The organism is Streptomyces sp. NPDC056161 (assembly GCF_042268025.1).
GTDB lineage: Bacteria > Actinomycetota > Actinomycetes > Streptomycetales > Streptomycetaceae > Streptomyces.
The window spans coordinates 125,161-139,004 of the sequence record NZ_JBHJUV010000005.1; the positions used below are offsets into that span (position 1 = coordinate 125,161).

At 72.8% G+C, this 13,844-nt stretch carries 11 protein-coding genes and 2 pseudogenes; 2 read left to right on the forward strand and 11 right to left on the reverse strand.

Annotation, left to right across the window (positions count from 1 at the left end; all coding sequences use genetic code 11):
• Positions 1–96 precede the first annotated feature (96 nt).
• From ACFC09_RS06970 to ACFC09_RS06980, 3 genes and pseudogenes are all read right to left on the reverse strand, one after another.
• Positions 97–1,287, reverse strand: a pseudogene (locus ACFC09_RS06970) (cytochrome P450); the annotation flags it as partial.
• Between the two features lie 660 nt (positions 1,288–1,947).
• Positions 1,948–2,388, reverse strand: a complete 441-nt coding sequence (locus tag ACFC09_RS06975; RefSeq protein ID WP_376524565.1) for a DUF3574 domain-containing protein — start codon at positions 2,386–2,388, stop codon at positions 1,948–1,950.
• A 214-nt stretch (positions 2,389–2,602) separates the two neighbouring features.
• Positions 2,603–4,072 (reverse strand): MFS transporter, encoded by a 1,470-nt coding sequence (locus ACFC09_RS06980; protein ID WP_376524566.1) that lies wholly within the window; start codon positions 4,070–4,072, stop codon positions 2,603–2,605.
• Between the two features lie 311 nt (positions 4,073–4,383).
• Here ACFC09_RS06980 and ACFC09_RS06985 point away from each other — a divergent pair, with 311 nt between their 5' ends.
• Positions 4,384–4,821 carry a MarR family winged helix-turn-helix transcriptional regulator gene (locus tag ACFC09_RS06985; protein WP_376524568.1) on the forward strand — a complete coding sequence of 146 codons (438 nt, stop codon included), beginning with the start codon at positions 4,384–4,386 and terminating at the stop codon, positions 4,819–4,821.
• A 136-nt stretch (positions 4,822–4,957) separates the two neighbouring features.
• On the opposite strand, the gene ACFC09_RS06990 is transcribed toward ACFC09_RS06985, so the two are convergent.
• From ACFC09_RS06990 to ACFC09_RS07010, 5 genes are all read right to left on the reverse strand, one after another.
• A complete protein-coding gene (locus ACFC09_RS06990) occupies positions 4,958–5,257 on the reverse strand; it encodes a hypothetical protein (RefSeq protein WP_376524569.1) in 300 nt (99 codons plus the stop codon).
• 204 nt (positions 5,258–5,461) lie between these two features.
• Positions 5,462–6,739 carry an ATP-binding protein gene (locus ACFC09_RS06995; protein ID WP_376524571.1) on the reverse strand — a complete coding sequence of 426 codons (1,278 nt, stop codon included), beginning with the start codon at positions 6,737–6,739 and terminating at the stop codon, positions 5,462–5,464.
• A 322-nt stretch (positions 6,740–7,061) separates the two neighbouring features.
• Entirely contained in the window at positions 7,062–8,462 is a 1,401-nt protein-coding gene (locus tag ACFC09_RS07000; RefSeq protein WP_376524573.1) for an NtaA/DmoA family FMN-dependent monooxygenase, read from the reverse strand.
• A complete protein-coding gene (locus ACFC09_RS07005; RefSeq protein ID WP_376524574.1) occupies positions 8,459–9,559 on the reverse strand; it encodes an LLM class flavin-dependent oxidoreductase in 1,101 nt (366 codons plus the stop codon). Before ACFC09_RS07005 ends, ACFC09_RS07000 begins: the two co-directional genes overlap by 4 nt.
• 324 nt (positions 9,560–9,883) lie before the next feature.
• Entirely contained in the window at positions 9,884–10,531 is a 648-nt protein-coding gene (locus ACFC09_RS07010; protein ID WP_376524575.1) for an HAD family hydrolase, read from the reverse strand.
• A 122-nt stretch (positions 10,532–10,653) separates the two neighbouring features.
• On the opposite strand from ACFC09_RS07010, the gene ACFC09_RS07015 reads away from it, so the two are divergent.
• Entirely contained in the window at positions 10,654–11,073 is a 420-nt protein-coding gene (locus tag ACFC09_RS07015) for a hypothetical protein (protein ID WP_376524577.1), read from the forward strand.
• A gap of 98 nt (positions 11,074–11,171) precedes the next feature.
• Here the strand turns inward: ACFC09_RS07015 and ACFC09_RS07020 are convergent, their stop codons facing one another.
• The 3 genes and pseudogenes from ACFC09_RS07020 to frc all read right to left on the reverse strand — a co-directional run bounded on the left by ACFC09_RS07020 (position 11,172) and on the right by frc (position 13,834).
• The gene (locus ACFC09_RS07020; RefSeq protein ID WP_376524578.1) at positions 11,172–12,227 is read right to left on the reverse strand and encodes an NAD(P)-dependent oxidoreductase; all 1,056 of its coding nucleotides are present in this window, start codon (positions 12,225–12,227) and stop codon (positions 11,172–11,174) included.
• Positions 12,217–12,447, reverse strand: a pseudogene (locus ACFC09_RS07025) (hypothetical protein); the annotation flags it as partial. The pseudogene ACFC09_RS07025 and the gene ACFC09_RS07020, both read right to left, overlap by 11 nt.
• A 130-nt stretch (positions 12,448–12,577) precedes the next feature.
• Entirely contained in the window at positions 12,578–13,834 is a 1,257-nt protein-coding gene (gene frc / locus ACFC09_RS07030; protein WP_376524580.1) for a formyl-CoA transferase, read from the reverse strand.
• Positions 13,835–13,844: the final 10 nt, after the last annotated feature.

Here is a 13,844-nt window from a genome sequence, read left to right on the forward strand (position 1 = left end):
ACGTCCCGCCCGCGGAGGGGCGGCCGCGAGGCACCCGTGCCGTCCCCGCCCCCGGTCACCGCGGCCGGGCCGGCGCTCCAAACAGGTCACCCGCCCTTCCACCCGGAACCCCCCGATAGTGGCCGTGTCCCACCGCCCCACCGCCCGCGCCACCCCCCCCCGCCCCCGGGGGAAACGTTCGACGAGCCGCCCGATGGCCACTTCCAGCTCTGCCATCGCCAGCGGCATCGCGATGCACCGGTGGCCGCCCCAACCGAACGTCATGTGCGGCGCGTTCGGCCGTTCGACGTCGATCTCGTGCGGCTTCGGGTAGCGCTCCGGCTCGCGGTTGGCCGTCAGGTACGACACGTGGACGTAGTCGCCCGCGCGGATCTGCGCGCCGTCCAGCTCCACGTCTTCGAGTGCCACCCGGGGGATCCCGACGCCCTTGCGGAACGGGATGTAACGGAGCAGTTCGTGCAGGGTGTCGGTCAGCTTCTCGGGCCGGCTCCTGACGTGTTCCATGAGTTCCGGGCGGGTCAGGAGCAGATAGGTGATGTCGCTGATCTGGCAGGTGGCCGTGTCCTGGCCGCTGAGCGCCAGCACCAGCGTCATGACCGCCAGTTCCCTGTCGTCGAGCTGCTCCTCGCCCTCCTCCCGCGCCGCGGCCATCAGACTGATGATGTCCGTGCCGGGTGTCGTCCGGCGCTGCCTGACGAGTTCGGCGAAGTAGGCCGTCAGCTCGGCCTTGGCGTTGGCGGCGGCCTCCTTGTTGCCCTCGCCGACGACGAGCAGTTGGTGCACGGACTTCTGGATCCGGGGCCATTCCGCCCGTTCGATGCCGAGGAGGTCCAGCACGGTGTGCTGGGGGAGCGGGTCGGAAAGGTGCTTGGCCAGGTCGGCCGGCGGCCCCTGGTTCTCCATGTCGTCCAGGAGGAGATCCGCGAGCCGGACGATCCGGGGCCGCATCTTCTCCACCTGCTGCGGAGTGAACGCCTGGGAGGCGAGGTGGCGGACCCGGCTGCTCTGCGGCGGGTCCATCACGTTGATCGACTCGGGCGAGATGATGGGCTCCGGCGTCATCCGGGGGTAGTCGCGGCCGACGATGCCCGCCCGGCTGAATCGCTGGTCGGTGGTGACCTGCTTGACACCGTCGAACCCGGTGATCAGCCAGGCGTCGCCATCGCCGTAGGGGAGCCGGATGCGCACGGGCGCGGCGCGATCCATCAGCTCCCCGAGCACGGGGTCGAAGTCCAGGGCTTCGCTGTAGTCGAACGGGCAGGTGGCTGTCTCATCGTTCCCGGTCATCGGGGAAGCTCCTCGCAAGTGGTACGACGTTGGTGAGGTCCACGGCCTGGGGGAGGCCCGCGGCGGGCCCGGCCGGCGCCGCCCGCGGCCCAGGAACGGACGGGGAAGGGACGGGGGCCGCCCGTCCCGCACCGGTGCGCTTCGACGAGTTCGCCTCGCCGCGGTGCGGTCATGAGCCGGCCCCGGTCGTCGACGGTGGCTAGGGGCACATCAGAGGGAGTCGGTGGCGTGTTCCCCGACGGCCGAGGCAGTGCCGGGCGGGGTGGTGAGCGGGGACGAAGGGGCGCGGGATCCGGCGGGACGCGTGGCGGCTGTCGGTATCGGCGCCGGCCGGCACCCGGGTCGGACCGGGCGCCGGGCCGACCGCGCCCGGCACCGGGTACCGGGACCTGGGAAGTCGGGAACGGGGCTCTCGTGGTCGCTCGTCAGCCATGTCGCATGCCTCCTGGTGCGATGGAAGCACGGGCGGACCGCGCGGACCGGTTTTCGTCGCCGGTGCGGTCCGCCCGATGGACTAATCGGCACGTTCGGCCGGGGACATGAGCGCTTGGTACGTCCGACCGGTGCGGGCCCGCGTCACCGCTCCGGGACGGCTTCTCCTCGGGCTGTCCGGCCGCGCGTGACGCCGAGCCGGCAGCGGGCGGTCAGCCCGGGACGCCGTCACTCGAAAGAGGCATGGACGTCCTCGTCCACACGGCCGACGGATTCCTGCTGGAAGGCGGCCGTGTACAGCCGTCGGATGTGGTCGAGCTTCGTGCCTGCGGACGCCGCGGTCTCGGCGGGGTAGAGGACGATCACCTGGTAGGAGCGCTCCTTCTCGATCACACCGTGCCGGTCCCGGTACTGCCCGCGGGTCTGGTCCACGGTCAGTCCGTCCGGGAAGCGCGGCGTGACCTGGGTGTCGAGGAATCGTTGGAACTCCGGTTCGGTCACCGCCGCGCCGCCGTCGGGCCGTTCGGTCCCGAACAGCAACGTGGTCTCGACATAGGCGTCCCGGGTGGCCGCGGGGGCGTCGGCGGCCACGACCGCGGGGGCGACGGCGGCGCCGGCCGCGGCGAGGCCGCAACCCAGGAGCAGTCCGGTTCGTGTGCGGATCTTCATGCCCGGCACAACGGCGCTCGCCCGGGACGGTTGCGCCGGATCCGGTCCTTCCCCGGATCCGGGGACCGGGCGAACGGCGGCCGGACGCACGGACCCGGTGGACGGGCCCGGCGGACGTGCCGTGGGCGGACCACCGCAGGCCCTGCGGACGGCACACCGGTGTTGTCCCGTGGGGGCGGCGGGCCGTGACCGACGTGCCGTGCGTCGGTGGTCGTCAGTGGGCTGGTCCGTTCTCGTCGAGCGCCGAGGGGGGCCCGGGTGTCCTGAGGGTGCGGTCGAGCAGGGTCAGGGCCAGGACCGCGACGCTGACGCCGACGAGGATCGCTGCGACCAGGTGCAGGCCCGAGTCGGTGACGCTGCGCCGGAAGACGATGCCGGTGATGGTGGACGAGGCGATGGAACCGAAGTAGCTGAAGGTCCGGAACAGCCCGGCCGCGGTGCCCACCTGGTCGGCGGGCGCCTGGGTGTAGAGGGCGGTCTGGTTGCTCACGGTGGTCGTGCCCAGCGTGATCGCGAACAGCAGCGTGACGCCGACGATGGCCAGGACGGGTGTTTCCGAGCTGAACAGCGTCACGGCGGCCGCGGCCAGGACGAAACTCGCGGCGCCGACGACCAGCGGGCCCCGGACGAGGTTGCGGGCCGAGATCGGCCGCGACACGATCGCGGCGATGATGCCCATGGGCAGCAGGACGAGCCCCGCCTCCTGGGTCGACAGGCCATGGGCGGCCTCCAGCCACTGGGTGAGGCCGTAGAGCACGGTGTAGAACGCCAACAGGGTCAGTGCGCCGCGCAGGTAGGTGCGGGTCAGCGCCAGGTTCGAGACGAGCAGGCGCATGTCGATGAAGGGCGTGGCCGCCCGCAGTTCCCACAGCACGAGCACCGCGCCCAGCGCGACCGAGACCGCGAGGGGAATCCAGTCCGGGTCGGGCAACGACAGCAGGAACACCAGCAGGGCGCTCAGGGTGCCGCCGAACAGGAGGATGCCGCTGACATCGACGCGGGCGGCGACCTCCCGCAGCGGGCGGCGTTGCAGTGGTGCGTCCCGGGGGACCCACAGCACCGTCAGCAGCAGGGCGACGACGGTGACGGGTAGGTTGACGAGGAAGGCCGCGTGCCAGCTGAAGGCGGCGACCAGCACACCGCCGAGCGGCGGGCCGACCGCGACCGTGACCGTACCGGCGATGGACAGGCCGCCGAGCACCTGGCCGGGTGGCTCGCTCATCCCGGCCCAGACCGACCGGCGGCGGATGAGCACCATCGCAGCCGGATAGCCGGCCGAGGTGCCCGTCCCGATCAGGACGCGCGCGACCGTCAACGTCGCCATGTTCTGCCCGAAGCCGCCTATGACGCCGCCGATGAGAATCAGCACCATGCCCGCGAGGAAGACCCTGCGCGGGCCGAGTTGCTCGGCGAGCTTGCCGGCGGTGGGCTGGGCGATGGAGCTGGCGAGGTAGAGCGCGGATATCAGGACCGCGGTCGCTCCGACCGCCACGCCCATCGCGTGGGCGATGGGCACCAGTGCGGTGGCGATGAGCGAGCTGTTGATCGGGTTGAGCGCCGAACTCAGGTACAGCGGGGTGACGAACCGCCACGAGAACGCTCTCCGCCGGCGGTCGGCGGTGGATCCGGCCGCGCTGTCGGTCTCGCGGTGCGCGTCGGGGGGCGTTGCCTGGGGCGACGTCATCGTTCTTCCTTTCCTCTCCGGACCAGGGCTGTGCGCCGGCCGTTCGACGGCCGGGGGCGGCGGTGCCGGTCCCGGATGACCACGCCGTGCCGGGTCGGCCGTCCCGTCGCGCCGTCGGACGGCGGGGCAGGTGGTCTCGCGTCCGACGGGCTTCGGGGTCGCACCTGCCGACCGCTCGCCGGTGGATGCCGTTGCGCGGGTGTTTCTGGTCCACACCCGCGCAGTGATGCACAGGAAAACTGCACAGCCTGCCTGTCTAATAATACAGGCAGACTGGCAATCTCCCGAGGCGGGACATAAAGTGCCCACTCATGACAGCCCCGCTCCCCCGCGATGTGGCGCGCCTGCTTCCGCACGCGATGGTGCGGCTGCGGGCGCGACTACGGACCGAGTCCGCGCCCACCGACAGGCGCTGGACCTGGTCGCAGATCACCACGCTCGGTCGTGTCGCCGACGAAGGGCCCACGACGGCCAGCGTGCTCGCCGCGGCCGAGCACGTCCGGCCGCAGTCGATGGCCGAGACGGTCGCCGCACTGGTCCGCGAAGGTTTGGTCGTCCGCGGACCGGACCCCGACGACGGGCGCAAGACGCTCATCTCGATCACGGACGCGGGCCGCGAACTCCTCGCCGCCATTCCCGCCGTGCGCGAGGCATGGCTCGAAGGGGCGATCGAGCGGCACCTCTCGCCCGCCGAACGCCGGACACTCGCCGAGGCGGCCCGCATCATGGAGCGCCTGGCCGACAGCTGAATTCGGGCCGGCGCGTAGCGGGGAGCGCCCGGCCGACAGCCGGCCCGAGCCGGCGCGCTTCATCGAGCCTCGCCGACAGCCGACGCGATGTGGCCCGGGGGGTGCTGACGTCCGGCCCCGCGGTGTGCCCGGTTGGTCAGGTGGCCGGGGTTGCGGGAGCGGCGGCGAGGCGGTCGCAGCCTCCTCGCGCCGGTCGAACCTCGCCGGCCGCGATGGTCACCCCGCCGATCCCGATGTCCTCCAGGGCCCCTGGCGCCGGCCGCCGTGCACGCGAGCCGTCCATCGAGAGGGAGGTCCGCGCCGGCGTCCGGCGCTCCTTCTGGCCCGCGCCGGTGTGTGAGAAGTGCGGGTGGGCGCTGTCCGGGCTGATGCGTGGATCGGCGAGCGGCGTCCGTGCGTCCGCGTAGCGGGTGACCGGCCACGCACCGAAGATCACGGCGTGCGGGTCAGGAAGCCGCCCCGCCGGTGGTCAGGGAGGGATGGCGGGTCGCGCGGACCGTGTGCCGGACGATGGGGCAGTGCCGAGCGTACGGCCTCACCCAGCGCGCGCAGCTCGTGCTCGGGCAGCTAGGGCCCACGGCGCCGTCCAGCCGGAGAAGGGGGTGCCACTCGGCGTGGCCGGCGCGGGCACGGGCGGGTGTCACAGGCGGCTGTACTGCTCGATGTCCTCGGTGAACTCCTGCACCGCCCGCGCGGTGAGCGTCGGCCGGGTGTCGGCGATGGCGGTCAGGTAGTCCTCGGTGGTGGCGGGGCGGCCCTGAGGGTCGATGACCTCGCGCTCGAACGCGGCCTGCGCGCCCTTGCGGGCGGCGAATTCGATGTCCGCGGGCGTGAACAGCTCACTGGCCTCGACCAGCCGGGGCACGTCCACCGTGCCACCGGAGTCGCCCAGATAGCGGTTCCAGATGGCCGCCCGCGCGGCACGGTCCGGCGGGCCGATCGGGATGACGTAGTCGAACCGGCCCGGTCGTAGGAAAGCCGGGTCGAGCGAGCGTACGGAGTTGGTGGTGCAGACCAGCAGCCGTTCGTCGTGCTCGCGGAAGACGGGGATGAGTTTGAGCAGTTCGTTGGTCACCCCGTGCCCCGGATCCACCGCCTTCCCGGACCGCACGCCGGCGATCTCCTCGACCTCGTCGATGAAGAGAAGCACCGAGTCGAGTTCCGCCAGGTCCGCGAAGACCTCCCGCAGCGCCGCGGCGAGTCCCTCGCTCGTGTCGGCCGCGAGCCGGGACGGGAACAGTTCCACGAACGGCCAGCCGAGCCGCGAGGCCACCGCCTTGGCGAAGCTGGTCTTACCGGTGCCGGGCGGCCCGAACAGGATGACCGCCTTGGGCGGGACGACTCCGTAGCGGTCGGCCAGCGCCGGCTCGGTCAGCGGGAGCACGACGCGGCGCTCGACGACCTGCTTCTCCCGTTCCATCCCGGCCATGGCGTTCCACAGACCCGCGGGCAGCATACGGCCGCCCAGCGCCGCGATGACGTCGGAATTGGCGGTGCCGGGCGGTTCGATCTTCTCGTAGAAGATCAGGTCGTCGCGGGACTGGTAGCCGGAGTTCTCCAGCGCCTTCGACCCGGCCGCGTGCGCGGGCAGCAGGGCGCCGACGTGGCGGACGCCCAGCGCCCGCAGGCGCCGTTCCAGCTCGGTGAGGAGCGCGCTGCCGATGCCCCGTTCGCGCCAGTGGGCGGCGAGCGCCACCAGGAGGATCCACGCCCGCTTGTCGTGCGCCTGCGCCACGGCCAGGCCCACCAGCTCGTTGCCGACCTCCGCGACCACCGCCGTCTGGCTGGTCTTGGCCGCGGCCATCACCTCGGAGACCGGGAACACCCGGTCCTCGCCGGCCCGGCGGCTCTGGTCCCAGATCTGGACGGCCTGGTCGAGATCGTCGTCGTGATAGTCACGCAGATGCCATGCGGGCATGCCCTCACCTCACCCGGTCCGGTGCCCCCCATTGTCACCCGCGAGCGCGCCCGTGCCGAACCCAGCGGTTCCCGGACCCCGGGAAGCACCGGGGCAGCGGCGCGCGGAAGCGGCGCGGTGACGGTCGACAGGCCGTCGCCCGCGGCCCCGGGCCCGCGCGGACCGGCGGCGCCCATGACCTGTCCGTGGCGTGCGGACGGGCGGACGGGCCGGAGCCGTGGCGTGCTGACGGGCTGGAGCCGGGTCCTCTCCCGGCGGTCCTCCGACCGACCGGGTGCCCAGGTCCGTCCCGGCTCCGGCCCGTCAGCCGGTGGTCAGCCGGTCAGCCCGCCTGCCGCCGGCCGACTGCGGCCCGATGGGTGAGGGGTGCGCGCAGTCCGAGGTGGGAGCGCAGCGTCGTACCCGTGTACTCGGTGCGGTAGACGCCGCGTTCCTGTAGTTCCGGCACGAGCAGGTCGACGATGTCGTCGAGACCGTCCGGGATCAGGTACGGCGTGACGTTGAAGCCGTCGAGCGCACCGTGCCGCACGAAGTGGGCGAACTTGTCGGCGAGGCCGGACGGGGTGCCGACGTGGCCGCGCTGCGGGCCGAGTTCGATGACCGTCTCCCGCAGCGACCAACCGCGCGCCTCGGCCTTCGCACGCCACTCGGCCACGACCGTCCGCGGGTCGGCGACGCGTCGCGCGCCGAAGGAGCCGTCGTTCTCGGCGACGACCGGATCCTCCTTCGGCAGCGGTCCGTCGGCGTCGCGGCCGGACAGGTCGAGGCCCCACAGCAGTCCGGCGATCCCCAGCGCGGTGGCGGGCGTGACCTGCTGCAACCGGATCCAGCGCTTCTTCTCCCGGGCCTCTTCCTCGGTGGTGCCCAGCACGATCTCGGTGCCGGGCAGTATGCGCAGGTCGTCGTCGGGCCGCCCGGCGGCCCGCAGCCGGCGCCGGATGTCCTCGGCGAAGCCGAGCGCGTCGTCGAAGTCCGTGCCGTGGGCGGAGAAGATGACATCGGCGTTGCGGGCGGCGAAGTCACGTCCCTCGGCGGAATCACCGGCCTGGAAGACGACGGGATGCCCCTGGGCGCTGCGCGGCAGGGTCGGTACGAGGTCGACGTCGAACTGCGCTCCACGGTGCCGCACCCGGCGCACGGCGGCCGGCGACGACCACGCGGGGGCGCCCGTGGAACCGGCGACGGCCCCGTCGTCCCAGCCGTCCCAGAGGGCGCGGGCCACGGTGAGGAACTCCTCGGCACGCCGGTAACGGTCCGCGTGGTCGAGGTAGCCGCCACGGCGGAAGTTCGCACCGGTCCAGGCGTTGTCCGTGGTCACCACGTTCCAGCCGGCCCGGCCCTCGGACAGCAGGTCGAGGCCGGAGAGGCGACGGGCGAGATCGGCGGGTTCGTTGAAGGTCGAGTTGGAGGTGCTGACCAGGCCGATCCTGCGGGTGGCCGCGGCCAGCGCGGCGAGCTGGGTGATGGCGTCCGGCCGTCCGGCCACGTCGAGGTCGTGGATACGGCCGTCCACCTCCCGCAGACGCAGTCCCTCACCGAGGAAGAACGCGTCGAACAGGCCCCGCTCGGCCGTCCGGGCGACCCGGAGGAAGGAGGCCGGGTCGATCTGGGAGCCGCTCTCGGGAGCGGACCAGATGGTCCAGTGGTTGACGCCCTGGAAGAACACACCGAGGTGGAGCTGCGCGTGCGGCCGGGGGACGTCGAGGGGGTCGGTGCGGGTCATCGGGTCTCCTCCCGGACGGCCGCGGCGGCGAAACGGTTGGCGGGGCGCCGCAGACCCAGCGCCGAGCGCAGGGTCGTACCGGGCAGCGGGCGGACGAGGAGGCGCCGTTCGACGAGTGCGGGCAGGACCTGGCGGGAGAGGACGGGAAGGTCCTCGTCCAGTACCAGCGGATGCAGCCGTACACCGTCGACGAATGCGCGCAACTCCGCCAGCAGCGCCACCAGCGAAGCGGCGGAGCCGGTCAGACGCAGCCGTCCGAGGTCGGGCCACGGCGCGTGCCGTTCCAGGTCCGCCAGGCGCTGCGCGCCGGTCGCGTCCGGGGTGTCCAGGGCGACCTCGACCTCGGCGAAGGCGAGGGGAGCGCCGGCGGCAGCGGCGGAGGTGGCGACCGTCGTGAGGTCACGGCCCGCGACCAGGGCGACGTCGAGCCGGTCGGCGGGAACCGTGTCCGGCCGGCCCAGGACGACGAGCTGTCCCTGGGGCGGGCGCGGCACGATCGCCGGGCCCTTGACCGCGTACGTCTCCCCGGTGAAGTCGATGTAGTGGAGGCGGTCGCGGTCGAGGTAGCGGCTGGTGGCCACGGACCGGATGACCGCGTCGTCCTCCCACGAGTCCCACAGGGCACGGGCCACCTCCACGCCGTCGCGGGACTCCCGAGCCCGCGCGACGGCGTCGGCGACCAAGGGACGCCCCCAGACGCGGGCCGCCTCCGGACGGTCCTCTTCCGCCACCACCCACCCGGCCCGGCCCGCCGAGATGTGGTCCAGGGACGCCAGCTGACCGGCGACGTGGAAGGGTTCGGCGTACGTGACCGGTACGACCGGGGCGATACCGATGGTGCTCGTGGACGCGGCGACGAACGCCGCGCGCTCCACCGCGCCGATGCGTCCCACCGGGTTCGGTGCGGCATCCGGCGGCAGCACGCCGTCGTCCAGGGTGACGAGGGTGAACCCGGCGTTCTCGGCCATGGCGGCGACGTGGGCCACCCGGCGCGGGGTGAGGAGCTGGTCGGGGGAGTGCGCGGCGCGGCGCCAGGCCGCGGGATGGGCGCCTTCGCCGTCGGCTTCGACGGCGAGGCGCAGGGCGGAACCGGACATGGTTGATCCTTCCGGGAACACGGGGCAGGACGGCCGCGAGGCCACGACGGGCCGGCCGGCGAGGCGGGCCGGCCGGGTCAGACGTGTACGGAAGGACAGACCGCGGAGGACGTACGGCAGTAGTCGACGTGCCGCCGGGTGATCAGACGCATGCCCGTGCGGACACCCTGCGGTGCCACGCCAGGTCGCCGCATCGAAGTCCTCCACCCGTCCGGAAGCCGCAGGCTCGACATACGTCGAGCAGCAGCCTCAACGTACGTCGTCGGCCGGTGCGCCTGTCAAGGGCGCCGGATGCGACCGCCCCGACGGTGGGGTGGCGCCCGGTCACGGGCTCCCGAGGGCGTGCCGGATCGCCGAGGCGACGTCGTGGGCGACGTGGGTGGGTGCGAAGGGCTGCGGGGGCCAGGGCCTGCCGGCGGACACCCAGACGCTGCGCAGGCCGAGCGCGTCCGCCCCCGCGATGTCGGCGTGCGCTGAATCACCGATGACCCACGCCCCGGACAGGGGGATGCCCGCCACTGCCGCCGCCGCGTGAAAGATCTCGGACTCCGGCTTCTTGTGGCCGACGCTCTCGGAGACGACCCATCCGTGGACCAACGCGTCGAGTCCGGTGTTACGGATCTTCGTTTCCTGCTGTGCGGTGCGGCCGTTGGTGACGATGACGCAGGTCCAGCCGTCGGCCCCGGCCTCGTCCAGCGCTCGGCGGGTGGCATCGGCCAGGACGACGCGAGCGGCGGAGCCGGTGTCGAGGAGGGCACGGACGGCGGCGGTGGGCACGATGTCGCCGTATCGGCCGACGAGGGCTGCGGCGACATCGGGACGTGGGGTATAACCGCCGGCGTCGACGCCCATCACCCAGGGGAGGTCCGAGACGGGCAGCCCGTGCTCGGTGAAGAAGTCGGCGACGGCGCCGCGGAAGGCGGCGTCGCGGTCCACCAGGGTGTTGTCCAGGTCCAGCAACAGCAAGGGCATGACTGGCAGTAGACCACGGACACGGCTCCGAGTTCCCGCCCGACGGGACGGCCGCCGTCCGGGAACAGGGAGCAGCGGTGGGTGGGGACGTCGACAGCGGTGGGTGCCTGGCGTGTGACCTCATGGCGGACAGGGTGCCGCTGCCCGGGGGAAACGTGCTGCGCACCCGGTTCTGGGCCGTCGAGCACTGTGTCGGGCCGCTGGGCCTGGGCACCGTCGTGGTCAAGCCGGTCCGTCATGTCGTGCACGTCGCCGAGTTGACCGCGCGGGAGTCCGCCGAACTCGGGCCGCTGTTGCGGCGGGTGAGCGCCGCCGTCACCGAGGTGACGGCGCCCGAGCAGGTGTACGTGTGCCTGTGGTCGCATGCCGGCGGGGTTCCCGGCCACATCCACTTCGTCGTGCAACCCGTCGGGCGCGAACACCTGGCCCGGTTCGAAGCCTTCGGTCCCGCGCTGCAGACGGCCATGGGCGCGGCAGGGTGTTTCCCCGAGGCCGCGGAGGTCGAGCGGATCTGCGATCGACTGCGGCACGTCCTCGGCTGACGCCGCGCGCCAGGTGCCGCGCGTGTGCCGGGTGCGCGCCGGTCCGGCGGGTACGGTTCCGAGCCGTCGGCGCGGACCGGAAGGCGACCGGCGCATGGTCAGACGGTCACCACGGGCACCCCGTCCGGGCGGCCGTCGAGGAGGGCCGCGATGTGGTCGGCGCAGCGGATCGCGGCGGTCGCCATGGCGCCGCGCGTCATGCCGGCGACATGCGGGGTCAGCAGGGCGTTCGGCGAACCGCACAGCGGCGAGGCGAAGGCGGCGTGCTCGTGGACGAAGGTGTCGACGGCAGCCGCGGCGAGCGGATGCGCCGGATCGCGCAGCGCGTCGGCCAGCGCCTGCTCGTCGACGATCCCGCCCCGGGCGGTGTTCAGCAGGATCGCCCCCGGCCGCATCCTCGCCAGCTCCGCACGGCCGATCAGGCCGCGGGTCTGCGCGGTCAGCGGCACGTGCAGGGAGACCACGTCGCTCGTGGCCAGCAGGGTGTCGAGGGACGCGGCCCGGGGCACGGAGGTCTCGTGCGGTCGCCGCGACAGCCCCTGCACGGGCATGCCCAGTGCCCTCGCCCGGTCGGCCAGTGCCATGCCGGTCCGGCCCAGTCCGACGATGCCCAGGGTCAGTTCGGGCAGTTCCACCGCGGGGGCCGGTGTGCTCCAGCGGCCTCGGTGTGCGGCCTCGTGGTGGGCCGGAAGGCCGCGGACCAGGGCGAGCAGCTGCGCCAGGGCGAACTCCGCGACCGCCTGCGCGTTGGAGCCGGGGGTGTGGGTGACGGCCACTTCGTGCCGGGCGGCGGCCGCCAGTTCGACATGGTCGGTGCCCGCTCCGGCCCGGCCCACCACCCGCAGCCGGCCCACGAGCGCGGGGTCGGTCGCCGCGGCGAGGAACGCGGCACGCAGCGGCACCCCCGCACGCGACTTGACCGCGTGGTGTCCGAGCCCGTCCCGGACGGTCTGCGCGATCAGGGCCGGCTCGTCGAAGGCGTCGAAGTCGGTGAACTCCACCCGGCCGTCCCAGGCCGCCCGCGCCGCAGCCCGGTCGGCCACTCTCCGAAGGTTCAGTGTGACGGCCAGTCCGTGGCCGAGCAGACGTTCCAGCTCCCGGTCGAGCAGCCGACCGGGCGCGGCGTCCAGCAACAGAACGCGCTTACGTGCCACTTGATCCCTCCCGGACGGACCCTACTGCCTCCCGCGAGCCGGACCCGGGCGACGTCCCGGCCGCTCCGGCCGTCGGTCCGGCCGGCGGGTGCGGGGCCCGCCCGGCCCGTCGGTCCGTCGGATGGGCGCCCGGCGTGTGGCCGAAGGCGCGCCGGAAGACATCGATGAACGCGCCGGCCGACGACCAGCCGCACCGGTGCGCCACCGTGGTCACCGTCAGCCGGACCGACCCTGGCGCACCCTCGGACTCCGCGACGTGCCTCGCGGCGCCCCTGAACTCCCGGCGTGCCGGGCCGAGGTGTCGAGCCCCCGGCCCGTGGTCCCGCCGCGGCCGGGCGGCTCGGGCAGGTTCACGCGACCACCTGGTCGGAGTGCATCGCGGCGATGGTGTCCGCGTCGTAGCCGAGGGACGCCAGGACCTCGTCCGTGTGCTCGCCGAGCAGCGGGGCGCCCGTGATGTCGGGGGTGAAGCCGGAGAACTTGACCGGGCTGCCGACCGTCAGGTAGGTCCCGCGTTCCTTCTGTTCCACTTCCACCACGGTGCCGCTCTTGCGCAGCGCGGGGTCCTCGGCGATCTCCTTCATGCTGAGCACGGGAGCACAGGGCACCTCCGCCTTCCGCAGGATGTCGACCGCCTCGTACTTGGTCTTGTCGGCCAGCCACTTCTCGATCTCCGCGAAGATGTCGAAGATCCGCAGCTGACGGGCCTCCGGGGTGCTGTAGTCCGGGTCGTCGGCCCACTCGGGGTGGCCGACGATCTCGGCGGTCCGCGTCCAGTTCTGCTCCTGGATGGTGAAGTAGATGTACGCGTTGGGGTCGGTCTGCCACCCCTTGCACTTCAGCACCCAGCCGGGCTGGCCGCCGCCGCCCGCGTTGCCGCCCCGCGGGACGGTGTCGCCGAACTCGCCGTTCGGGTACTGCGGGTACTCGTCCAGGAAACCGACGTGGGCGAGGCGCTGCTGGTCACGGAGCTTGACCCGCAGCAGGTTGAGGACGGCGTCCTGCATGGACACCGACACCTTCTGGCCCTCTCCGGTCCGGGCGCGGGAGATGAGCGCGGTGAGGACACCGATCAGCAGGTGCATGCCGGTGTTGCTGTCACCGAGGGCGGCCGCGCTGACGGTCGGCGGGCCGTCCCAGAAACCGGTGGTGGAGGCGGCTCCGCCGGCGCACTGGGCCACGTTCTCGTAGACCTTGAGGTCGTTCCACGGCGAGTCCTCGTTGAACCCCTTGACCGAGCCGAAGATCAGGCGGGGGTTGAGCTCGTGGATGTGCTCCCAGGACAGGCCCATGCGGTCCATGGCGCCCGGCGCGAAGTTCTCCACCAGCACGTCGGCCTCGCGGATCAGCTTCTCCATGACCTCCTTCCCCTCCGGCGTGCGGGTGTTGATGGCCAGGGAGCGCTTGTTGCTGTTCAGCATGGTGAAGTACAGCGCGTCGACGTCGGGTATGTCGCGCAGTTGGTGGCGCGTCACGTCGCCGCCCGTGATGCGCTCGACCTTCAGGACGTCGGCGCCGAACCAGGCGAGCATCTGGGTGCAGGCCGGGCCCGCTTGCACGCCGGTGAAGTCGATCACTTTGATTCCGGTCAGTGGCAGTTCGGTCATGACGGATTCC